Below are 21,702 nucleotides of genomic sequence, written 5' to 3'. Positions count from 1 at the left end.
CCCCCCCCCCCCCCCCCCCCCCCCCCCCCCCCGCCCCCCCCCCCCCCCCCCCCCCCCCCCCCCCCCCCCCCCSCCCCCCCCCCCCCCCCCCCCCCCCCCCCCCCCCCSCCCCCSSCCCCCCCCCCCCCCCCCCCCCCCCCCGGCCCAATCACATGATTCCGCTTTCCGGAACCCACCGCAGAGGGGGCTCAGCCCGGTGGCCGGGAAACCTCAATACCCCGCCGCCTGCCCATCCTTGCGACTCTCCGACGCGCCGTAATACACGCCCGTTTCCGGATCGCGCATGATCGCCTGATACCCACCATACGGGCCGTCGGCGAACACGATGCGATGCCCCTTGCGCATCAGCGCGCGCACCGTCTCGTACGGGAAGCCGGTTTCCAGATTCACTTCGCCACCGTCGGTCATCGCCGTGGCCTGCCCGGTCGGCTCGGTGGAACCTTCATGCTGGATGCGCGGCGCATCGCCGGCTTCCTGCAGGTTCATACCGAAGTCCACCAGGTTCATCACGATCTGCGCATGGCCCTGCGGCTGCATCGCGCCGCCCATCACGCCGAAGCTGGCGTACGGCTTGCCGCCCTTGGTGATGAACGCCGGGATGATGGTCTGGAACGGGCGCTTGCCCGGTGCGTAGCCGTTGGGATGGTTCTTCTGCAGCACGAACATCTCGCCGCGGTCCTGCAGGATGAAGCCCAGTCCCGGCGGCGCCATGCCACTGCCCATGCCGCGGTAGTTGGACTGGATCAGCGAGACCATCATGCCGTCCGCGTCGGCCACGGTCATGTAGATCGTGTCGCCCTCCTCCAACTGCTTCGGCGTGCCCGGCTGCACTTCCTTCAGCGCCTTGTCCATCGAGATCAGCGCGCGGCGCTGCGCCGCGTACTCCTTGGATATCAGTCTCTGCACCGGTGCCGGCTGGAACGCCATATCGGCGTAGAAGCGTGCGCGGTCGGCGAAGGCCAGCTTCTTCGCTTCAACGAACAGGTGCACGTGCTCGGGTGAGCCAAACGGGATCTTCGAGAAGTCGTAGCCTTCCAGCACGTTGAGGATCTGCAGCGCAGCGATGCCCTGGCTGTTCGGTGGCAGCTCCCATACGTCGTAGCCACGGTAGTTGCTGCTGACCGGCTCGACCCATTCACCGTGGTGGTCGGCCATGTCCTGATAGCTCAGGTAACCGCCGTTGGCCTTGAAGTAATCGCCGATGGTGTGGGCGATCTCGCCCTTGTAGAAGGCATCGCGGCCACCATCTGCAATCTTCTGCAGGGTGCTGGCCAGGTTCGGGTTCTTCCACATCTCACCCTTGCGCGGGGCGTGGCCGTTGATCGTGAACTGCTCCTTGAAGCCCGGGTACTGCGACAGCTTGGGCACCGAGCGATCCCAGTAGTAGGCGATCACTTCGGCCACCGGGTGCCCTTCGCGTGCGTAACGGATGGCGGGCGCCAGGTTGTCGGCCATCGGCATGCGACCGAAACGGTCGTGCAGTGCGAACCAGCCATCGACCGCGCCCGGCACCGACACCGGCAGCGGGCCCGTGGCCGGGATGTCCTTCAGGCCACGGCGCTGGAACTCGGCAAGAGTGAGCGATTTCGGCGAGCGGCCCGAGCCGTTGTAGCCGTAGAGCTTCTGCGTCTTCGGGTCCCAGACGATGGCGAACAGATCGCCACCGATGCCATTGCCGGTGGGTTCCATCAGGCCGAGCGCGGCGTTGGCGGCAATCGCCGCGTCCACCGCCGAACCGCCGCCCTTCATCACGTCCAGCGCGATCTGGGTGGCCAGCGGCTGCGAGGTGGCGGCCATCGCGTGCGGGGCGATCACCTCCGAACGGGTGGCGAAGGTCTGGCCTGTGATGCGGTCGGCGGCGAAAGACAGTGCAGGCACGGCGGCGAGCACGGCGGCGGCGAGCAGGGAACGGGCAAGGCGTCGGGACACGGTCGGGTTCCGATGGAAGGGTGGTTGCCCGATCTTCGCCGCTGTGGCCTTCACGCGGTATCGGGCAGAGGTCATGGGCGATGGTCTTTCGGTGGATGCGGACCCAGGTCCGCACCCACCAAGGCGAAAACAGCCCGGAATCCGCGCAGAAAACAGGCTGAAAAGACTGAATTCGGGTTCACCGAAACACTTTCAGCGGCAACCATCCTTGTGCCGCAAGCGATTGCGCTGGATGCAGCGGAAACCGAAAAAAAATCCGTCGCCAGGGTTGACACCGCCGAAACGGCTGTGTTTCTCTCGATCACATGTTGCATCACAACACGCCACCGCGAACCCACATCGAAGCCGCCGACACCGGCGCCGCCTCGCTGCGTTCGATTCTTGTGCTCGTACTTATTACCCAACCCACAGGTGCGGGACGAGCCAGCGTGTAAGCAACAAACACACCGGAACTCTTCAAAACCCGCACCCGCCCAGGTGCGGGTTTTTTCATTTCAGGACCTGGTTTCAGACGCAACCACCATGCATACCGCCAACTTCAAAACCCGGACCCACACCACCACGACGCCTCGTGGCGGGTGTTCGCGTGCGATGCATGGCGCCTCCCCCACCGCTTTCCCCTGACCGGCCGGCACGTCACCTCGACGACCGGCCGTTCTTTTTTCTTCCCACCGCAAGGAACCTCCCCCATGAGCACCAACGACCTGCCCCAGACCAAGATCGCCGTCATCGGCTACGGCAGCCAGGGCCGCGCCCACGCACTGAACCTGCGCGAATCCGGTTTCGACGTGGTGGTAGGCCTGCGCCCAGGTGGCCCGACCGAAGCCAAGGCACAGGCCGATGGCTTCACCGTGATCGCGCCCGCCGAAGCGGTGAAGGACGCCGACCTGGTCGCCGTACTGACCCCGGACATGGTGCAGAAAAAGCTCTACAACGACGTGCTGGCGCCGAACATGAAACAGGGCGCATGCCTGCTGTTCGCGCATGGCCTGAACGTGCATTACGGCATGATCGATCCGCGCCCCGATCTGGACGTGGTGCTGGTGGCGCCGAAGGGCCCTGGCGCGCTGGTGCGCCGTGAGTACGAGATCGGCCGTGGCGTGCCGTGCATCTGGGCGGTCTACCAGGACATCAGCGGCAAGGCCGCGCAGCATGCGCAGGCCTATGCGGCCGGCCTCGGCGGTGCCCGTGCCAACCTGATCCAGACCACCTTCAAGGAAGAAACCGAGACCGATCTGTTCGGCGAGCAGGCCGTGCTGTGTGGCGGTGCCTCGGCACTGGTGCAGGCCGGTTTCGAGACCCTGGTCGAAGCCGGCTACCAGCCGGAGATCGCCTACTACGAAGTGCTGCACGAGCTGAAGCTGATCGTGGATCTGTTCTACGAAGGCGGCATCTCGCGCATGCTGGAATTCATTTCGGAAACCGCGCAGTACGGCGACTACGTCAGTGGCCCGCGAGTGATCGACGCCGGCACCAAAGAGCGCATGAAGGAAGTCCTGAAGGACATCCAGGACGGCACTTTCACCAAGAACTGGGTGGCCGAGTACGAAGCGGGCCTGCCGAACTACAACAAGTTCAAGCAGGCCGATCTGGAGCACCCGATCGAAAAAGTGGGCAAGGAACTGCGCGCCAAGATGGTCTGGTTGCAAGGACAGGCCGCGTAACCACGCGGCCCTCCCCCACCCGCTCTGCAAGGTTCCCCCATGAACTCTTCCACACACCGCAGCGCACCGCCGAATGGCGCGCGCTGGCTGACCCAGGCGCTGGAAGCCGAAGGCGTCCGCACGCTGTTCGGCTATCCCGGTGGCACCATCATGCCGTTCTACGATGCACTGGTGGATTCGTCGCTGAAGCACATCCTGGTACGCCATGAGCAGGGCGCGGCGCTGGCCGCCAACGGCTTCGCCCGCGCCAGCAACCAGGTGGGCGTCTGCGTGGCCACCTCCGGCCCGGGCGCCTCGAACCTGGTCACCGGCATTGCCGACGCGATGCTGGATTCGGTGCCGATGGTCTGCATCACCGGCCAGGTCGGCACGCCGCTGCTGGGCACCGACGCCTTCCAGGAACTGGATGTGTTCGGCCTGACGATGCCGATCGTCAAGCACAGCTGGCTGGTGCGCAGCATCGATGACCTGCCGCGCGTGGTGGCCGATGCCTTCCGCATCGCCCGCGAGGGCCGCCCCGGCCCGGTGCTGATCGACCTGCCCAAGGACGTGCAACTGGCCGATGCCAGCCATCTGCCGGTGCACGTGCCGAGCAGCATCGAACCGCCGCCGGCACCCGCCGACACGGCCATCGCCGAGGCCATTGCGGCGCTGGCGGCGGCCGAGAAGCCAGTGATCTACGCCGGTGGTGGCATCGCGCTGGGTGATGCGGTGCAGGACCTGCGCGACTTCGTTGAAGCCAGCGCGATTCCCACCGTGATGACCCTGCGCGGCCTGGGTGCGTTGCCAGCGCATCATCCGCAGTCGTTGGGCATGCTGGGCATGCACGGCACCCGCGCGGCCAACATGGCAGTGCAGGAAAGCGACCTGCTGCTGGTGTTGGGTGCGCGCTTCGATGACCGTGCCACCGGCAAGCTGGCCGAGTTCGCACCGTTCGCCCGCGTCGTCCACATCGACGCCGACGCCTACGAGATCTGCAAGCTGCGCAGCGCCGATGTTGCCGTGCCGGGCAATGTCGGCCATGCCATCCGTGCCCTGCATGCGGCCTTCCCCTCCCCCAAGGCCCACCAGGACACATGGCGCAAGCGCTGTGCACAGCATCGTGATCGTTTCGCTGCGCGCTATGACGCACCGGGCCAGCACATCTACGCGCCGGCCCTGCTGAAACGCTTGAGCGAGCTGGCCCCGGCCGATGCGGTGATCGCCTGCGACGTTGGCCAGCACCAGATGTGGGTGGCCCAGCACTGCCGCTTCAACCACCCGCGCAACCACCTGACCAGTGGCGCGTTGGGCACCATGGGCTTCGGCCTGCCGGCAGCGATGGGCGCGCAGTTCGCCTGCCCCGAGCGCACAGTGGTGCTGGTGTCCGGTGATGGCAGCTTCATGATGAACGTGCAGGAGCTGGCGACCATCGCCCGCTGCCGCCTGCCGGTGAAGATCGTGCTGCTGGACAACAGTTCGCTGGGCATGGTGCGACAGTGGCAGGAACTGTTCTTCGCCGAGCGTTACAGCGAAATCGACCTGTCCGACAACCCCGACTTCGTGGCACTGGCGCAGGTGTTCGGCATCGCCGCCACCCGCATCGACAACCGCGACGACGTGGAAGGCGGCCTGGCCGCGCTGCTGGCCGAACCCGGCCCGGCCCTGCTGCACGTAGCCATCGATGCGCGCGCCAACGTGTGGCCGCTGGTGCCGCCGAACACCGCCAACAGCACGATGCTGGAAAGCAACCCCGCCCATGCCCGCCAGGAGACCCCCAATGCACTACCGGCTTGACCTGGTGCTGCACCCGGCCGAAGGCGCGCTGCTGCGCGTGATCGGCATGGCCGAGCGTCGCGGCTTCGCGCCGCGCGCGATCAGCGGTGCGCCGGTGGCCGCCGACGATGGCCGCTGGCACCTGCAGCTGGTCGTCGATGGCCAGCGCCCGGCGGAAACGCTGTGCCGGCAGATCGAGAAGATCTACGACTGCGTGTCCGTGCAGGTCACCGCCGTGGAAGGAGTATCGCCATGAACACCCGTACCGTAGTGACTACGGTGCCGGTACGGAGGCGTCTTCTTCGTCGCCCGTGCCCGCATGCGGCGGTCGACCGCACCGCGCTGGTGGCCCATGCCGGCCGCTGATGCCAGCCAGGAAAGCGATGTCGGCGACGTAAGCGTTGCCGACGTTCTGGCCGCGCAGGCCCGCCTGCGCCGTTTCCTGCCACCCACCCCGCTGCACCATGCCGAGCGCTTCGGCACCTGGCTGAAGCTGGAGAACCTGCAGCGCACCGGATCCTACAAGGTACGCGGCGCATTGAATGCGCTGCTGGCCGGTCGCGAGCGCGGTGACACCCGGCCGGTGATCTGCGCCTCGGCCGGCAACCACGCCCAGGGCGTGGCCTGGGCCGCGTACCGCCTGGACGTACCGGCCATCACGGTGATGCCGCATGGTGCGCCGGCAACCAAGATTGCCGGCGTCGCGCATTGGGGCGCCACCGTGCGCCAGCATGGCAACAGCTACGACGAGGCCTACGCCTTCGCGGTCCAACTCGCGCAGCGCCACGGCTACCGCTTCCTCTCCGCGTTCGACGATGCCGACGTGATCGCCGGTCAGGGTACGGTCGGCATCGAGCTGGCCGCACACGCACCGGACGTGGTGATCGTACCGATCGGTGGTGGTGGACTGGCCTCCGGCGTGGCCCTGGCGCTGAAATCACAGGGCGTGCGCGTGGTTGGCGCACAGGTTGAGGGGGTGGATTCCATGGCACGCGCGATCCGTGGCGATGTCCGCGAGATCGTCCCCGTTGCCTCGTTGGCCGACGGCGTGCGGGTGAAGATCCCCGGCTTCCTGACCCGCCGCTTGTGCACATCGCTGCTGGACGACGTGGTGATCGTGCGCGAAGCCGAGCTGCGCGAAACCCTGGTGCGGCTGGCGCTGGAAGAACACATCATCGCCGAGGGCGCCGGTGCGTTGGCACTGGCCGCGGGCCGCCGCGTCGCCGGCCGCCGCAAGTGCGCGGTGGTCTCCGGCGGCAACATCGATGCCGGCGTACTGGCCGGCCTGCTCACCGACATCCGTCCGCGACCGCCACGCAAACCGCGGCGACGGCGCAGCGAAACACCCCGCTCGCCCGCCAGGGCCAGCGCGCCGTCCTCCCCCACTTCTTCCCCTTCCCACCTGCAAGCCGCAACGCCCGCTGTCGAGGAGATTTCCCTGTGACCACCATCGAACGAATTACCATCCCGCGCATCCGCATCTTCGACACCACCCTGCGTGACGGCGAGCAGTCCCCCGGCTGCAGCATGAGCCCGCCGCAGAAGCTGGTGATGGCGCGTGCGCTGGACGAACTGGGCGTGGACATCATCGAGACCGGCTTCCCGGCCAGCTCGCAGTCCGACCGCGAGGCAATGGCACTGATCGGCCGCGAACTGCGCCGCCCCAGCCTGAGCCTGGCGGTGCTGTCGCGCTGCCTGCAGGCCGACATCGAAACTTCCGCACGGGCCCTGGAAGCGGCTGCCAGTCCGCGCCTGCACGTGTTCCTGTCGACCAGCCCGCTGCACCGCGAGCACAAGCTGCGCATGACCCGAGAGCAGGTACTGGAGTCGGTACGCAAGCACGTAGCGCTGGCGCGTTCCTACATCGATGATGTCGAATTCTCGGCCGAGGATGCCACCCGTACCGAGCTGGATTACCTGATCGAAGTCTCGCGCGTGGCGATCGCCGCCGGCGCCACCACCATCAACCTGCCCGACACCGTCGGCTTCACCACGCCGGAAGAAATCCGTGCGATGTTCCAGCAGGTCATTGCCGGCGTCGCCGACGTGCCGAATGCCGCCAACGTGATCTTCAGTGCGCATTGCCACAACGACCTGGGCTTGGCCGTAGCCAACTCGCTGGCCGCCATCGAAGGCGGCGCACGCCAGGTCGAGTGCACCATCAACGGCATCGGTGAACGTGCCGGCAACTGCTCGCTGGAAGAAATCGCGATGGTGCTGAAGGTGCGCCAGGCCTTCTACGAGCAGGACAGCGCGATCAACACCCCGCGCATCGTCGGCACCTCGCAGCTGCTGCAGCGTCTGGTCGGCATGCCGGTCCAGCGCAACAAGGCGATCGTCGGCGCCAACGCGTTCGCCCATGAATCGGGCATCCACCAGCACGGCATGCTGCGCCACCGTGGCACCTACGAAATCATGCGCCCGGAAGATGTGGGCTGGGAAGACTCACAGATGGTGCTGGGCCGCCACAGTGGCCGCGCCGCCGTTGAAGCGCGCCTGCGTGCGCTGGGCTTCTGGCTGGACGAAGACGAGCTGAAGCTGGTGTTCGAGCAGTTCAAGGGCCTGTGCGAGCAGCAGCGCGTGGTCACGGATGCTGACCTGCAGACGCTGATGCAGGGCGGTTCCAACGCACAGGGCTACCGCCTGGCGTCGATGACCATCAGCGATGTCGGCAGCCGTGCCAACGCGCTGGTCGAACTGTCCGACCCGGACGGCAACCGCGTGGCCGAGACCGCGCAGGGCGACGGCCCGGTCGATGCGCTGTTCGGCGCGCTGTCGGCAGCCACCGGCGTACAGCTGATGCTGGACAGCTACCACGTGCACAGCGTCGGCATCGGCGCCGATGCGCGTGGCGAAGCCAACCTGAGCGTGCGCCACGAGGGCGTGGAGTACGACGGTACCGGCACCAGCAAGGACATCATCGAAGCGTCCGCGCTGGCCTGGCTGGATGTTGCCAACCGCCTGCTGCGCCAGCGCCAGGCCGCCGCCCACAGCAGCACCGAAATTCCCACCCCCGCCACCGCCTGAGGAAGCCGAGATGAGCGCCTTCGACACCCCCACCCCGACCAGCGCCGCTGGCCAGCAGTGGAACGCCCAGGACTATGCGATCGATGCCGGTTTCGTGCCGCTGCTCGGCAGCGCGGTGGCGCGCCTGCTCGATCCGCGCGCCGGTGAGCGCATCCTCGACCTGGGCTGTGGCGATGGCGTACTCAGCACCGAGCTGACGCTGAGCGGCGCACGCATCCACGGTGTGGATGCCTCGCCGGAACTGGTGATCGCCGCCCGCGCGCGCGGTGTCGACGCGCAGGTGATGGACGGCCATGCGCTGTCGTTCGACAGCGAGTTCGATGCGGTGTTCAGCAATGCCGCACTGCATTGGATGGGCAACCCCGACCAGGTGCTGGAAGGCGTGCGCCGCGCCCTGCGCCCCGGTGGTCGCTTCGTCGCCGAGTTCGGCGGCCATGGCAACGTGGCCACGATCATCGCCGCGCTGCAGGCCGCACGCGTGGCCCACGGCCATGCCGCCAGCGTCTTCCAGTGGTACTTCCCAACCGCAGATACCTACGCCGACCGCCTGCGCCAGCACGGCTTCCAGGTGCAGCTGATCGAATGCACGCCGCGCCCGACCGCACTGCCGACCGGCGTGGCCGGCTGGCTACGGGTCTTCGCCGCGCCGCTGCTGGATGACCTGCCCAGCGAGGCCCGCGCCACTGTGCGCGACGCCGCCGCTGCACTGCTGGCCGATCTGCCGCGCAACGCCACCGGCCAGCCGCTGGCCGACTACGTGCGGCTGCGGGTTCTCGCCCGCCGCCGCTGACATGACCTTTTCGCTATCTTTCCCGATGTCCGCACCTTCGTACTTCTGCCAGGCACACGCATGACTTCTGCACCCCGCACCCTGTACGACAAACTGTGGGACGCCCACGTGGTGGTTCCCGAATCCGACAGCGCGCCCGCCGTGCTGTACATCGACCTGCACCTGATCCACGAGGTGACCTCACCGCAGGCTTTCACCGAGCTGCGTGAACGCGGCCTGTCGCCACGCCGGCCGGACCGCACCAAAGCGACGATGGACCACTCCACGCCGACACTGCCGGCCGCCGCCGACGGCACGCTGCCCTACGCCAGCGCCGCCTCCGAAGCACAGGTCGCCACGCTGGCACGCAACTGCGCCGAGCACGGCATCGAGCTGTTCGACATGGCGTCGGACAACCGCGGCATTGTCCACGTGATCGCGCCGGAACAAGGCTTCACCCAGCCGGGCATGACCATCGTCTGCGGCGACAGCCATACCTCTACCCACGGTGCCTTCGGCTCGCTGGCGTTCGGCATCGGCACCAGCGAAGTCGGCCACGTGCTGGCCACGCAGTGCCTGCTGCAGCGCAAGGCCAAGACGTTTGCGATCACCGTCGATGGCGCGCTGGCGCCCGGTGTCGGCGCCAAGGATGTGGTCCTGCACATCATCGGCGTGATCGGCGTCAATGGCGGCACCGGCCACGTGATCGAGTTCCGTGGCAGCACCATCGAAGCGATGGACATGGAACAGCGCATGACCCTGTGCAACATGTCGATCGAAGCCGGCGCGCGTGCCGGCATGGTGGCGCCGGACCAGGTCACCTTCGACTTCGTGGCCAGTACCCCGCGTGGCCCCAAGGGTGCCGAGTTCGACGCCGCCGTCGCACGCTGGCAGCAGCTGCGCAGTGATGACGGCGCACGCTTCGACAGCGAAGTGCACATCGACGCCGCCGACATCCGCCCGACCCTGACCTGGGGCACGCATCCGGGCACCGCCATCGCAGTGGATGCACCGATACCCGCCGCCAACGATGCCGCCGCACAGAAGGGCCTGGACTACATGCACTTCCAAGCGGGCAAGGCGCTGGCCGGTACGCCGGTGGACGTGGTGTTCGTCGGTTCGTGTACCAATGGTCGCCTGAGCGACATGCGCGAAGTGGCGCAGGTGCTGCGTGGCCGTCATGTCGCCGAACGGGTACGCATGCTGGTGGTACCGGGCTCGGAGATCGTCAAGCGCGAGGCCGAGGCCGAAGGCATCCACGAAATCGTGCGCGCGGCCGGTGCCGAATGGCGCGAGCCGGGCTGCTCGATGTGCATCGCCATGAACGGTGATCTGGTCGCGCCCGGGCAGCTGGCGGTGAGCACCAGCAACCGCAATTTCGAGGGCCGCCAGGGCCCCGGTTCGCGCACGCTGCTGGCGTCGCCGATGAGCGCGGCGTGGGCCGCCGTGAACGGGCACGTTGCCGATACCCGCGAACTGTTTGCACAGGAGGTGGCGTGATGGCCGGTTTCCGCACTCTGACCTCGGCCAGCGTGGTGCTGCGCCAAACCAACATCGACACCGACCAGATCATTCCGGCGCGGTTCCTGTCCACCACCGAACGTGCCGGCCTGGGCCGCAACGCCTTCAATGACTGGCGCTGGCAGGCCGATGGTTCGCCGGTGGCCGACTTTGCCTTCAACCAGCCCCACAACGCCGGCCGCAGCATCCTGCTGGCCGGCCGCAACTTCGGCTGCGGCTCCTCGCGCGAGCATGCACCGTGGGCGCTGACCGACCTCGGCCTGCGCGCCATCGTCAGCAGCGAGATCGCCGACATCTTCCGTGGCAATTCGCTGAAGAACGGCCTGCTGCCGATCGTGCTGGACGAGGCCGACGTGCAGGTGCTGATGCAGCGCCCGGACGATGAGCTGACCATCGACGTAGCCGCGCGCGAGCTGCGCACCCCCGATGGCCGCGTCTATTCCTTCCCGCTGGACGGCTTCTCGCAGACCTGCCTGCTGGAAGGTGTCGATCAGTTGGGGTATCTGTTGGGCCGTGTCCCTGAAATCGAACGTTACGAGAGTGAGCATGCACGCTGATATTGTTGTCCTGCCCGGTGATGGCATCGGCCCGGAAGTGGCCGCCGCGGCAGTCGCCGTCCTGAAGTCCGTCGCCGACCGCTTCAACCACACCTTCACCTTCAGCGAGCACGATATCGGTGGCGCCGCCATCGACCGCCATGGCGAACCGCTGCCTGCCTCGACGCTGGCCGCCTGCCAGGCCGCCAATGCGGTGCTGCTGGGCGCGGTCGGTGGTCCGAAGTGGTCCGACCCGAACGCCAAGGTGCGCCCCGAACAGGGCCTGCTGGCGATCCGCAAGGCGCTGGGCCTGTACGCCAACCTGCGCCCGGTGCGCACCCACGAAGCCGCGCTGCATGCTTCGCCGATCAAAGCCGAGCTGCTGCAGGGCGTGGACTTCGTGGTGGTGCGCGAACTGACCGGCGGCATCTACTTCGGCGACAAGACCCGCGACGCCGACAGCGCCAGCGACCTGTGCCGCTACACCGTGGCCGAAATCGAGCGCGTGCTGCGCAGTGCCTTCCGCCTGGCGCAGCAGCGTCGCGGCAAGGTCACCTCGGTGGACAAGGCCAACGTGCTGGAGACCTCGCGCCTGTGGCGTGACGTGGCCGCGCGCATCGGCCGCGAGGAATTCCCGGACGTTGCGCTGGAGCACCAGCTGGTCGACTCGATGGCCATGCACCTGCTGGCCAAGCCGCGCGAGTACGACGTGATCGTGACCGAGAACATGTTCGGCGACATCCTCACCGATGAGGCCTCGATGCTGGCGGGTTCGCTGGGCCTGCTGCCGTCGGCCTCGCTGGGTGAGCCGGGCGCGGTGGGCATCTACGAACCCATCCATGGCTCGGCGCCGGACATCGCCGGCAAGGGCATCGCCAACCCCTACGCGACGATCTTCAGCGCGGCGATGCTGCTGCGCCATTCGCTGGGGCTGGAAGCGGAAGCCGCCGCCGTCGAAGCAGCCGTGCATGCGGTGCTGGACGACGGCGTGTTCACCGCCGACCTGGCCGCAAAAGGCCAGGCCGTGAGCACGGCAGCCGCCACCGACGCGGTGCTGGCCAAGCTGGCCTGATCCGGCCTTCTTCGGATATTGCGCGCAGCCACCCATGGGGTGGCTCTACCGGTAGATCCACGCCATGCGTAGATGCCCAAACCCGTGCCAACCAAGGTTGGTACCTACCGAAGCGGTAGATCCACGCCATGCGCGGATGCCGCAGCCCGTGCCAACCAAGGTTGGCACCTACCAGGATGGTAGAGCCACGCCATGCGTGGCTGCCTTACTTGGTGGTGTACCCACCATTGACCAGAATCGTCTGCCCGGTCATCCACCAGCCGTCGGTCACCAGGAAGCGGATCCACGGCACGATGTCGGCGATGTCGGTCAGGCCGGTGCGGGTGAATGCCGACAGCGCCGCAGCAGTCTTGTGATACGCCTGCGCATCGGCACTCTCGGCCGGGTAGAAGAACGGCGTGTCCATCGGGCCCGGCCCGATCGCGGTCACCGAGATGCCGCGCTCGCCGAACTCCTTCGACGCCGCGCGGGTGAAGTGCTCGACCGGCGCCTTGGTACCGGCATAGCTGGAATAGAACGGCGTGAACGCACCCAGCAGCGAGGTGACCAGGGTGCAGATGCGACCACCGTCATTGACGTGGCGGCCGGCTTCCTTGAGGAAGAAGAACGCCGCCTTGGCGTTGACCGCGCTCATCTCGTCGTACTCCGCTTCGCTGATGTCCACCAGTGGCTTCTTCAGTACCTTGCCGACCGTGTTGATGGCGATGTCAGGGCGACCGACCGCTGCCACGGCGTCGGCGAACAAGCGCTCCATCGCTGCGGCCGACGTCAGGTCGCCCTGCAGGGCCACCGCCTTGCTGCCCGCGGCCTGCACCGCAGCAACGGTGGCTTCGGCGTCGGCGTGGCTGGCGGCACTGTTGTAGTGCACCACGATGGCCTTGGCACCTTGTGCGGCAAAGTCGCGGGCGATCAGCCCACCCAGGTTCTTGGCGCCACCGGCGATCAGCACGGTCTTGCCCATGAGGGAATGGTCGGTCATGGCTTCGATCTCGGGAGGGGGCTGCCCGGGGTGGCAACCCTGCCCTGACGACGATATCGTGCAGAAAAGGCGGATAAAGCCCGCCACATTGACTTAACTTTCCAGAGCCAGCGAACAATGGATCGGATCGATCGCTTCCGCATCTTCACCCGGGTGGTGGAGTGCGCCAGCTTTACCCGCGCCGCCGACCAGCTCGGCCTGCCCCGCTCAACGGTATCGGCGGCGGTGGCCGAACTGGAGCAGCGGCTCGGCACCCGCCTGCTGCAGCGCTCGACCCGCCGCGTCTCCACCACCCACGACGGCGATGTGTTCCATGCGCGCTGCCTGCGCCTGATCGCCGAAGTCGAGGACGCCGAAACGCTGTTCCGGCAGGACGATGCGCAACCGGTGGGCCTGCTGAAGATCGACGTGCCCAGCCGCATCGGCCGCCGCGTCATCGCCCCGGCCCTGCCCGACTTTTTCGCCCACTACCCGCAGGTGGAAGTGGACCTGGGCATGACCGACCGCGCGGTGAACCTGATCGAAGACGGCTGCGATGCCGTGCTGAGGGTCGGCCAACTGGGTGATTCCAGCCTGATTGCGCGCGCGCTGGGCCAGCTCGACTTCGTCAACGTTGCCGCACCGGCGTACCTGCGTGAACACGGCATGCCGCAGCAGCCTGCCGACCTGCAGCAGCACCGTGCCGTGAACTACGCCTCGCCGACCACCGCGCGGGTGGAACCGTGGGAGTGGCGGGAGGGCCCGCAGCTACGCACATTGCCGATGGCCGGCTGGGTGCGGGTGAACAGTGCAGAAGCGTCGATCGCGTGCTGCGTGGCCGGGCTGGGATTGCTGCAGATTCCGCGTTACGACGTGCAGGCCGAACTGCAATCCGGCGAACTGGTGGAAGTGATGCCGCAGTACGTAGCGCAGCCGTTGCCGGTGACCCTGCTGCTACCGCATCGGCAGCACCGCGCGCAGCGTGTGCAGGTGTTCATCGAGTGGTTGTTGCCTGTGCTGCGAACCGGTCTGCAATTGCGGTAGATCCACGCCATGCGTGGATGCATGCATCCGTGCCAACCAAGGTTGGCACCTGCCAGAGGCGGTGGCCGTAGAACCCGGGGCGTTATGCCCCGGATTCGTCCGGCTTCACCCGGAACCACGCAGCATACAGCGCCGGGAGGAACACCAGGGTCAGCACCGTGCCCACGATCAGGCCGCCCATGATCGAGATCGCCATCGAGCCGTAGAACGCGCTGCGCGACAGCGGAATCATCGCCAGCACGGCCGCAAGCGCAGTCAGCACGATCGGGCGGAAACGGCGCACCGTGGCATCGATGATCGAATGCCAGCGGTCATGCCCGGCATCGATGTCCTGCTGGATCTGGTCGATCAGGATCACCGAGTTGCGCATGATCATGCCGGCCAGCGCGATCGTGCCCAGCAGTGCCACGAAGCCGAACGGCGCGCGGAACAGCAGCAGGAACAACGTCGCGCCGATGATGCCCAGTGGCGCGGTCACCAGCACCATCGCCGCGCGCGAGAAGCTGCGCAGCTGCAGCATCAGCAGCGTGGCCACCACCACCAGGAACAGTGGCATGCCGGCCTTGATCGAGTTCTGGCCACGGGCCGAATCCTCCACGGTGCCGCCAGTTTCCAGCAGGTAGCCGCTGGGCAGCTCGGCACGGATGCCGTCCAGCGTCGGCAGGATCTGGTGCACCACGTCCAGCGGCTGCATGCCATCGCTGATGTCGGCACGCACGGTGACCGTCGGCAGGCGGTTGCGGTGCCAGATGATGCCGTCCTCGAAGCCGTACTCCATCGTCGCCACCTGCGACAGCGTGATGCTGCCGCCGTTGGCAGTCGGCATCGACAGGCTCGACAGCAGCTCCAGCTGATTGCGCTCATCGGCCGGGCCACGCAGCAGCATCTCGATCTGGCGATTGCCTTCGCGGTACACGCTCACCGACTGCCCGGCCAGCGAACTGGACAGGAACTGGCTGACCTGGGCACTGCTCACGCCCAGCGCGCGGGCACGCTCCTGGTCGATCACCAGCCGCACCACTTTGCTCGGCTCGCTCCAGTCCAGGTTGACGTTCATCACGTGCGGATTCCCACGCACCTTGGCCTCGACCTGGCGCGCGATCGCCTGCACCTTCTCGATGTGCTCGCCGGAAATACGCATCTGCACCGGATAACCGACCGGCGGGCCGTTCTCCAGGCGGGTCACGCGCATCTGCACGTCAGGGAACTTCGGGATCACCTCATGCAGCAGCCAGTCGCGGGTGCTTTCGCGCGACTTGATGTCCTTTGCCAGCACCACGAACTGGGCGAAATTGGTCGCCGGCAGCTGCTGGTCCAACGGCAGGTAGAAGCGCGGCGAACCGGTGCCCACGTAGGACACGTAGTTGGCGATGCCCTCGCGGCTGGACAGCAGTTTCTCCAGCTTCTCGGCCTGGGCCTGGGTCGAACGCAGCGACGCGCCTTCGGCCAGCTCGATGTCCACCATCAGTTCCGGCCGGGTCGAATCCGGGAAGAACTGCTGTGGCACGAAGCGGAACAGCATCAGCGAACCGATGAACAACGCGATGGTCGCGGCGATCACCCACCAGCGTCGGCGCAGGCAGGTATCGAGGAAGCGGCGGAAGCTGCGGTAGAACGGGCGCTGGTACGGATCATGGTCATGCCCGTGCTGCGGCGGCGCGATCAGGTTGGCCATCGCAGGGTAGCGGTCGGCCCACTGCTGGCGCTTGGCATGCCAGCGCGCGGAGAGGCTGCCCGGCTTCGGCGGCTGCGGATTGAACAGGTCCGGCAGCATCTTGTCGCCCAGGTACGGGATGAACAGCACCGCTGCGATCCACGACACCACCAGCGCGATGGTCACCACCTGGAACAGCGAGCGGGTGTATTCACCAGTGCTCGAGGCCGCCGTGGCGATCGGCAGGAAGCCGGCCGCGGTGATCAGGGTACCGGTCAGCATCGGGAACGCGGTCGACTCCCAGGCGAAGCTGGCCGCACGCAGGCGGTCATAGCCCTGCTCCATCTTGGTGGCCATCATCTCCACCGCGATGATCGCATCGTCCACCAGCAGGCCCAGCGCCAGCACCAGCGCGCCCAGCGAGATCTTGTGCAGGCCGATGTCGAAGTAGTGCATGACGAAGAACGTCATCGCCAGCACCAGCGGGATGGTCACGCCGACCACCAGGCCCGTTCGCAGGCCCAGCGAGAAGAAGCTGACCAGCAGCACGATCACCACCGCCTCGGTCAGCACCTGCACGAACTCGCCGACCGACTCTTCCACCGACTGCGGCTGGTCAGACACCTTGCGCAGCTGCATGCCGGCCGGCAGGGTCTTCTGCAGGCGTTCGAACTCGGCATCCAGGTTGGCGCCCAGTTTGAGGATGTCACCGCCATCCTTCATCGCCACCGCCAGGCCGATCGCCTCTTCGCCCATGAAGCGCATCTTCGGCGACGCCGGATCGGCGAAGCCGCGCTTGACCTCGGCGATGTCGCCCAGGTGCACGGTGCGCTCACCGGCGCGGATCGGGAACTGGCGGATCGCTTCGATATCGTTGAACTGGCCAGTCACGCGCAGCTGCACGCGATCGGTGGCGGTCTCGAAGAAGCTGGTGCCGGTCACCGCATTCTGGTCGGCCAGTGCCTGCTGCACCTGCTGCATCGACACGCCCAGCGTGGCCAGCCGGGTGTTGGACAGCTCGATCCACACCTTCTCGTCCTGCAGGCCGACCAGGTCGATCTTGCCGACATCGGGCACGCGCTGCAGTTCCAGCTGGATGCGGTCGGCGTAGTCACGCATCACCGCATAGTCGAAGCCCTTGCCGGTCAGCGCATAGATGTTGCCGTAGGTGTCGCCGAACTCATCGTTGAAGAACGGGCCGACGATCTCGCGCGGCAGCGTCGCGCGGATATCGCCCACGCGCTTGCGCACCTGGTACCACAGGTCCGGAATCTGCTTGGAACGCAGGCTGTCGCGGGCCATGAAGATCACCTGCGATTCGCCCGGGCGCGAGTACGAGCGGATGAACTCGTACTCGCCGGTGTTCATCAGCGCCTTCTCGATCGGCTCGGTCACCTGCCGCGAGACCTGCTCGGCGGTGGCGCCCGGCCACAGCGTGCGCACCACCATCGCCTTGAAGGTGAACGGCGGGTCTTCGGACTGGCCCAGATGCTTGTACGACCATGCGCCGATCAGGGCGAAGGCGAGCATCGCAAACAGCACCAGCGGGCGATTGGCCAGCGCCCACTCGGAGAGATTGAAGCGGCGCACCGGCTTACTCCTTGGCCTTGGCGGCAGCGGCCGGCGCGGCCGGCTTCAGCACCGGGCGGTTCTGCCGGTCCACCGCGATCACCGGCTGGCCGGCGCGCAGCAAGTGCCCACCGGCAGCAACCACCCAGTCACCGGCACCCACGCCAGACAGCACCGGCACCGATTCGCTGCCATAGGCTCCGGTGGTCACCGATGCGGCCTTCAGCGTGCTGTTGGCCGGATCAACCACCCACACGCTGGCGACACCGTTGGCACCGCGCTGCAGCGCGCCCAGCGGCAGCTGCAGGGTGCCGTGGCGGCCGGCGCTGCTGTAGACGCGTGCACTCTGGCCCAGTTCGACATCGGCCAGCGCATCGGCGGCCAGGCTGACGCGGGTGGCATAGGTTCGCGCCTGCGGATCGGCGGCGGCAGCAATCTCGCGGATCGTGCCCGGCAGGCGCTGGCCCGGACGGTTCCACAGTTCCACCTCGACCGGCTGGCCGACCGCGTAGTCGCGGATGGTGGCTTCAGGCAGGTCGATCAGCACTTCGCGGCCACCATCGGCGGCCAGGTTGAAGATGGTCTGACCGGCCGACACCACCTGCCCGGCCTCGGCCTCACGGCTGGCGATCACGCCGTCAGCCGGTGCGCGCAGCTGTGCGTAGTCGGCCTGATTGCGCAGCACATCGAGGTTGGCGCGGGCGGCATTGGCCTGGCCCTGCGCAGCCTTGAACGCTGCGGACTGCTGGTCCAGCTGCGAGCGGCTGACCAGTTGCTGGTCGGCCAGCACCTGGTAGCGCTTGAGATCGTCACGGGCGCGCACCAGGTCGGCTTCGGCCGCCGCCAGCTGCGCCTGCGAGGCACGCGCCTGCAGCGCGAAGTCGGCCACGTCCAGTTCGGCCAGTACGTCGCCCTCCTTCACCCGCTGGCCGGCATCGACATGACGCTTGACCAGGTTGCCGCCGACGCGGAACGACAGCGGGCTTTCCTGGCGGGCGCGCACCGTGCCCGGGAACGCCGCCGGCGCCTGTCCGGCCTGTTCGCCGGGATGAACCACCAGTACCGGCACGGCCGCCTGCGGCGCCTGTTCCTGTCCCGAACAGGCTGCCAACGCAGCCACCCACACCATACCGCCCATCCAGCGCACGATCTTCATCGGTCAAGGTCCTGAAAACACAGGGTCCAACAAGGGGGAGCCGCGACTGCCGGCCCAATTTAATAAACCGACCGGTATAGTATAAATATCGAACCGCTTGGTCTAGTATTGTTGCGATGAGTTCTCCCACTTCCCGCAAGCCGTCGGCCAAGCCCGCTGCCAAGGCCGCCGGACCCGGGCGTCCCAAGGACCTCGGCAAGCGCGCGGCGATCCTTGAAGCAGCCAAGGCACTGTTCATCGAACAGGGCTATACCGGCGTGAGCATGGACACCATCGCTGCTCAGGCGGGCGTCTCGAAGCTGACTGTGTACAGCCACTTCGGCGACAAGGAGACCCTGTTCTCCGAGGCTGTGCAGTCCAAGTGCATTGAAATGCTGCCCGACGCGCTGTTCGTGGCCGACACGGACGGCCCGCTGCGCGACCAGCTGATCGGCATCGGCCTGGCCTTCTTCGAACTGATCACCTCCGACGCGGCGATCTCGATCCAGCGCATGATGATGGCGCCGGAGACCGACGAACGCCTGCGCGAGCTGTTCTGGCAGGCCGGTCCGGAGCGTACCTGCGAGGCCCTGGCCGACTTCCTGCGCGCGCGCGGGGAACGCGGCGAGCTGGACATCTCCGACTACTACCTGGCAGGCCAGCAGTTCCTGACCCTGGTGAAGGGCGAAGTGCACATGCATATGATGTGCGGCATGCCACTGTCACCGGTGGAATGCGACCCTCTTGCCCATGTGACCGCCAGCATCGACTTCTTCCTGCGCGCCTATGCGCCGCGAGGGGCCGGGACGGCTGAATAACCAAAACTGAACGAACCGGAGGTCGCGATGACTTCCGGCACTGCGACCCCGGCCACCCGGCAGCTGATGCTCTGGGCGCGCCGCCGGCCTCCGGCACCGGTAAAATGGCCGGCCCACTGCGCTGGATTTGAACCTCATGACGATTGATTACGCCCACGCCCGCGAACTGATGGTGGAACAGCAGATCCGTCCCTGGGACGTGCTGGACATCAAGGTGCTCGACGTCCTGGCCCGCCTGCCGCGCGAGGCCTTTGTCGCCGATGCACACCGGGCGCTGGCCTACGCCGATGTCGAACTGCCGATCGGCCATGGCCAGAAGATGATGAAGCCGGTCATCGAGGGCCGTACCCTGCAGGCGCTGGATCTGCAGCCGGGTGACGAAGTGCTGGAAATCGGCACCGGCAGCGGCTTCCTGGCCGCCTGCATCGGCGCGCTGGCGCGCGACGTGCTGAGCCTGGAGATCGACCCGGAGCTGGCCGCTGCCGCGCGTGCCCGCCTGGACGCCTCCGGCCTGGGCACCAACGTCCGCGTGGAAGTGGCCGACGCCCTGTCCTGGCAGACCGAACGCCGCTTTGACGTGATCTGTGTCACTGGTGCCGTCGACGTGGTGCCGTCACAGTTCGCCTCGTGGCTGCGTCCGGGTGGTCGCCTGTTCGTGATCCACGGCCGCTCGCCGGCGATGGAGGCCCTGCTGGTCAAGGCTGACGGCAGCACCGAGTCCCTGTTCGAGACCGATATCGATTACCTGCGTGGTGCCGCCCCGGCACCCCAGTTCCACCTCTGAGTCCAAGGAAGCCGCAATGATCCGCCGATCCCTCGCTGTTGCGCTGGCCACTGCCCTGCTGCCGTTGTCCGCCCATGCCGCCGACCTGCTGCAGGTCTACGAAATGGCGCGCAACGGCGATCCGCAGCTGTCCGCCGCCGAATCGACCCGGCTGGTCGACAAGGAAGGCGCCGTGCAGGCGCGCGCCGCCCTGCTGCCGCAGATCAACGGCCAGGCCACGCTGAACCGCACGCGCAGCGAGCCGAACGCCGACATCAACTCCGGCTCGTTCACCAGCAAGCGCCGCAATTACACGATCGATGGCAGCCAGACGCTGTTCAACTGGACCCAGATCAACAACCTGCGCTCGCAGCGCGAGCTGAGCAAGGCGGCGGACTTCACCCTCGATTCGGCCAACGACAGCCTGATCGTGCGCACCTCGGCGGCCTACTTCAACGTGCTGGTGGCGATCGAATCGCTGAACGCCGCACAGACCAATGAAGCGGCCGCGAAGAAGCAGTTCGACTTCGCCGACAAGCGCCTGGAAGTGGGCCTGGCGCCGATCACCGACGTGCACGAAGCCCGCGCCCAGTACGACCAGGCGCGCGCCAACACCATCGTTGCGCAGAACACCCTGGCCGATAACTACCAGGCGCTGACCGAACTGACCGGCCAGCCGGTGGTCAACCTGCGCGGCCTGCCGGCGGACTTCCGCCCGGAAGTGCCGGCCAACCGCGGCAACATCGACGAGCTGGTGCACCAGGCCACCAACCAGAATCCGGCGCTGAAGGCGCAGGAACTGAAGGTCAGCGCGGCCGAAGCCGGCGTGCAGGCCGCCCGTGGTGGTCATTATCCGACCCTGTCGCTGGGCGGTAGCTGGGGCAAGTCCGCCACCTGGGGTGACAGCACCGGCTCCGGCTCGTTGTCCCCCGATGCCCGCACCAACAGCATCGGCCTGACCCTGAACGTGCCGATCTTCGCCGGCGGCGCCACCCAGTCCAACGTGCGCCAGGCGCTGGCCCAGCGTGACATCGCCCAGGACGGCTACGAGCAGCAGAAACGCGCCCTGGACCGCAACACCCGCAATGCCTACCAGACCCTGGTGCAGGGCATCAGCGAAGTGGAAGCCCGCCGCCTGGCGGTGGTCTCGGCGCAGAGCGCGTACGACGCGTCGCAGGTCGGCCTGGAAGTCGGTACCCGTACCGTGCTGGACGTGATCCAGAACCAGCGCATCCTGTTCTCGGCGCAGCTGGATTACGCCAATGCGCGCTATACGTTCCTGCAGAACCGCCTGCTGTTGAGCCAGTCGCTGGGCGCACTGGACGTGGCCGAGCTGCAGGACGTGAACCGCCTGCTGACCCAGGACGCAGGCAACCCGGCGACGACCACGCACTGAGCCGTCGCCCAGCCTGACATGAAAAAGCCACCCGCACGGGTGGCTTTTTCGTAGGCGGTGCATGCCGACGCACCCGCGTGCCGCGTGGGCCT

At 67.2% G+C, this 21,702-nt stretch carries 17 protein-coding genes; 13 read left to right on the top strand and 4 right to left on the bottom strand.

The window, feature by feature from the left end; genetic code table 11:
• Positions 1-210: 210 nt before the first annotated feature.
• A complete protein-coding gene (gene ggt / locus D7Y61_RS17045; RefSeq protein ID WP_258010407.1) occupies positions 211-2,004 on the bottom strand; it encodes a gamma-glutamyltransferase in 1,794 nt (597 codons plus the stop codon).
• A 614-nt stretch (positions 2,005-2,618) separates the two neighbouring features.
• On the opposite strand from ggt, the gene ilvC reads away from it, so the two are divergent.
• From ilvC to leuB, 9 genes are all read left to right on the top strand, one after another.
• The gene (gene ilvC, locus D7Y61_RS17040; protein WP_180867971.1) at positions 2,619-3,593 is read left to right on the top strand and encodes a ketol-acid reductoisomerase; all 975 of its coding nucleotides are present in this window, start codon (positions 2,619-2,621) and stop codon (positions 3,591-3,593) included.
• A gap of 39 nt (positions 3,594-3,632) precedes the next feature.
• Positions 3,633-5,369, top strand: coding sequence for an acetolactate synthase 2 catalytic subunit (ilvG, locus tag D7Y61_RS17035; protein WP_180867970.1), 1,737 nt, complete (start codon positions 3,633-3,635; stop codon positions 5,367-5,369).
• On the top strand, positions 5,353-5,604 hold the full coding sequence (locus D7Y61_RS17030; protein ID WP_049428486.1) for an ACT domain-containing protein: 252 nt from the start codon (positions 5,353-5,355) through the stop codon (positions 5,602-5,604). Before ilvG ends, D7Y61_RS17030 begins: the two co-directional genes overlap by 17 nt.
• Positions 5,605-5,700: 96 nt before the next feature.
• Positions 5,701-6,792 (top strand): threonine dehydratase, encoded by a 1,092-nt coding sequence (locus D7Y61_RS17025; protein WP_180867969.1) that lies wholly within the window; start codon positions 5,701-5,703, stop codon positions 6,790-6,792.
• Positions 6,789-8,375 carry a 2-isopropylmalate synthase gene (locus D7Y61_RS17020; RefSeq protein WP_180867968.1) on the top strand — a complete coding sequence of 529 codons (1,587 nt, stop codon included), beginning with the start codon at positions 6,789-6,791 and terminating at the stop codon, positions 8,373-8,375. The genes D7Y61_RS17025 and D7Y61_RS17020 overlap by 4 nt, the downstream gene beginning before the upstream one ends.
• A 10-nt stretch (positions 8,376-8,385) precedes the next feature.
• A complete protein-coding gene (locus tag D7Y61_RS17015) occupies positions 8,386-9,165 on the top strand; it encodes a class I SAM-dependent methyltransferase (protein ID WP_180867966.1) in 780 nt (259 codons plus the stop codon).
• 60 nt (positions 9,166-9,225) lie between these two features.
• A complete protein-coding gene (leuC, locus tag D7Y61_RS17010; RefSeq protein ID WP_180867965.1) occupies positions 9,226-10,644 on the top strand; it encodes a 3-isopropylmalate dehydratase large subunit in 1,419 nt (472 codons plus the stop codon).
• Positions 10,644-11,222 carry a 3-isopropylmalate dehydratase small subunit gene (leuD, locus tag D7Y61_RS17005; protein WP_180867964.1) on the top strand — a complete coding sequence of 193 codons (579 nt, stop codon included), beginning with the start codon at positions 10,644-10,646 and terminating at the stop codon, positions 11,220-11,222. Before leuC ends, leuD begins: the two co-directional genes overlap by 1 nt.
• A complete protein-coding gene (gene leuB / locus D7Y61_RS17000; protein ID WP_180867963.1) occupies positions 11,212-12,273 on the top strand; it encodes a 3-isopropylmalate dehydrogenase in 1,062 nt (353 codons plus the stop codon). The genes leuD and leuB overlap by 11 nt, the downstream gene beginning before the upstream one ends.
• Before the next feature lie 205 nt (positions 12,274-12,478).
• Here leuB and D7Y61_RS16995 read toward each other — a convergent pair whose 3' ends face one another.
• Positions 12,479-13,252, bottom strand: coding sequence for an SDR family oxidoreductase (locus D7Y61_RS16995; RefSeq protein ID WP_180867962.1), 774 nt, complete (start codon positions 13,250-13,252; stop codon positions 12,479-12,481).
• 117 nt (positions 13,253-13,369) lie between these two features.
• On the opposite strand from D7Y61_RS16995, the gene D7Y61_RS16990 reads away from it, so the two are divergent.
• On the top strand, positions 13,370-14,275 hold the full coding sequence (locus D7Y61_RS16990; RefSeq protein WP_180867961.1) for a LysR family transcriptional regulator: 906 nt from the start codon (positions 13,370-13,372) through the stop codon (positions 14,273-14,275).
• Between the two features lie 82 nt (positions 14,276-14,357).
• On the opposite strand, the gene D7Y61_RS16985 is transcribed toward D7Y61_RS16990, so the two are convergent.
• Both D7Y61_RS16985 and D7Y61_RS16980 read right to left on the bottom strand, forming a co-directional pair.
• Positions 14,358-17,519: an efflux RND transporter permease subunit gene (locus D7Y61_RS16985; RefSeq protein WP_180867960.1), complete on the bottom strand. Its 3,162-nt coding sequence runs from the start codon at positions 17,517-17,519 to the stop codon at positions 14,358-14,360.
• A gap of 4 nt (positions 17,520-17,523) precedes the next feature.
• Positions 17,524-18,654 carry an efflux RND transporter periplasmic adaptor subunit gene (locus tag D7Y61_RS16980; RefSeq protein WP_180867958.1) on the bottom strand — a complete coding sequence of 377 codons (1,131 nt, stop codon included), beginning with the start codon at positions 18,652-18,654 and terminating at the stop codon, positions 17,524-17,526.
• A gap of 116 nt (positions 18,655-18,770) precedes the next feature.
• On the opposite strand from D7Y61_RS16980, the gene D7Y61_RS16975 reads away from it, so the two are divergent.
• The 3 genes from D7Y61_RS16975 (at position 18,771) to D7Y61_RS16965 (ending at position 21,610) form a co-directional block, all read left to right on the top strand.
• Positions 18,771-19,451 carry a TetR/AcrR family transcriptional regulator gene (locus D7Y61_RS16975; protein ID WP_180867956.1) on the top strand — a complete coding sequence of 227 codons (681 nt, stop codon included), beginning with the start codon at positions 18,771-18,773 and terminating at the stop codon, positions 19,449-19,451.
• Between the two features lie 136 nt (positions 19,452-19,587).
• Entirely contained in the window at positions 19,588-20,235 is a 648-nt protein-coding gene (locus D7Y61_RS16970) for a protein-L-isoaspartate O-methyltransferase family protein (protein WP_049398378.1), read from the top strand.
• A gap of 16 nt (positions 20,236-20,251) precedes the next feature.
• Entirely contained in the window at positions 20,252-21,610 is a 1,359-nt protein-coding gene (locus D7Y61_RS16965) for a TolC family outer membrane protein (RefSeq protein ID WP_180867954.1), read from the top strand.
• Positions 21,611-21,702 lie beyond the last annotated feature (92 nt).

This window comes from Stenotrophomonas maltophilia (genome assembly GCF_013464485.1).
GTDB lineage: Bacteria > Pseudomonadota > Gammaproteobacteria > Xanthomonadales > Xanthomonadaceae > Stenotrophomonas > Stenotrophomonas maltophilia_AW.
This window is presented reverse-complemented; position numbering and strand designations above follow the sequence as displayed.

Bases quoted from the DNA above. Each gene is read 5' to 3' on its own strand.
- ggt (WP_258010407.1), bottom strand. From the start codon at position 2,004: ATGACCTCTGCCCGATACCGCGTGAAGGCCACAGCGGCGAAGATCGGG.
- ilvC (WP_180867971.1), top strand. From the start codon at position 2,619: ATGAGCACCAACGACCTGCCCCAGACCAAGATCGCCGTCATCGGCTAC.
- ilvG (WP_180867970.1), top strand. From the start codon at position 3,633: ATGAACTCTTCCACACACCGCAGCGCACCGCCGAATGGCGCGCGCTGG.
- D7Y61_RS17030 (WP_049428486.1), top strand. From the start codon at position 5,353: ATGCACTACCGGCTTGACCTGGTGCTGCACCCGGCCGAAGGCGCGCTG.
- D7Y61_RS17025 (WP_180867969.1), top strand. From the start codon at position 5,701: ATGCCGGCCGCTGATGCCAGCCAGGAAAGCGATGTCGGCGACGTAAGC.
- D7Y61_RS17015 (WP_180867966.1), top strand. From the start codon at position 8,386: ATGAGCGCCTTCGACACCCCCACCCCGACCAGCGCCGCTGGCCAGCAG.
- leuC (WP_180867965.1), top strand. From the start codon at position 9,226: ATGACTTCTGCACCCCGCACCCTGTACGACAAACTGTGGGACGCCCAC.
- leuD (WP_180867964.1), top strand. From the start codon at position 10,644: ATGGCCGGTTTCCGCACTCTGACCTCGGCCAGCGTGGTGCTGCGCCAA.
- leuB (WP_180867963.1), top strand. From the start codon at position 11,212: ATGCACGCTGATATTGTTGTCCTGCCCGGTGATGGCATCGGCCCGGAA.
- D7Y61_RS16995 (WP_180867962.1), bottom strand. From the start codon at position 13,252: ATGACCGACCATTCCCTCATGGGCAAGACCGTGCTGATCGCCGGTGGC.
- D7Y61_RS16990 (WP_180867961.1), top strand. From the start codon at position 13,370: ATGGATCGGATCGATCGCTTCCGCATCTTCACCCGGGTGGTGGAGTGC.
- D7Y61_RS16980 (WP_180867958.1), bottom strand. From the start codon at position 18,654: ATGAAGATCGTGCGCTGGATGGGCGGTATGGTGTGGGTGGCTGCGTTG.
- D7Y61_RS16975 (WP_180867956.1), top strand. From the start codon at position 18,771: ATGAGTTCTCCCACTTCCCGCAAGCCGTCGGCCAAGCCCGCTGCCAAG.
- D7Y61_RS16970 (WP_049398378.1), top strand. From the start codon at position 19,588: ATGACGATTGATTACGCCCACGCCCGCGAACTGATGGTGGAACAGCAG.
- D7Y61_RS16965 (WP_180867954.1), top strand. From the start codon at position 20,252: ATGATCCGCCGATCCCTCGCTGTTGCGCTGGCCACTGCCCTGCTGCCG.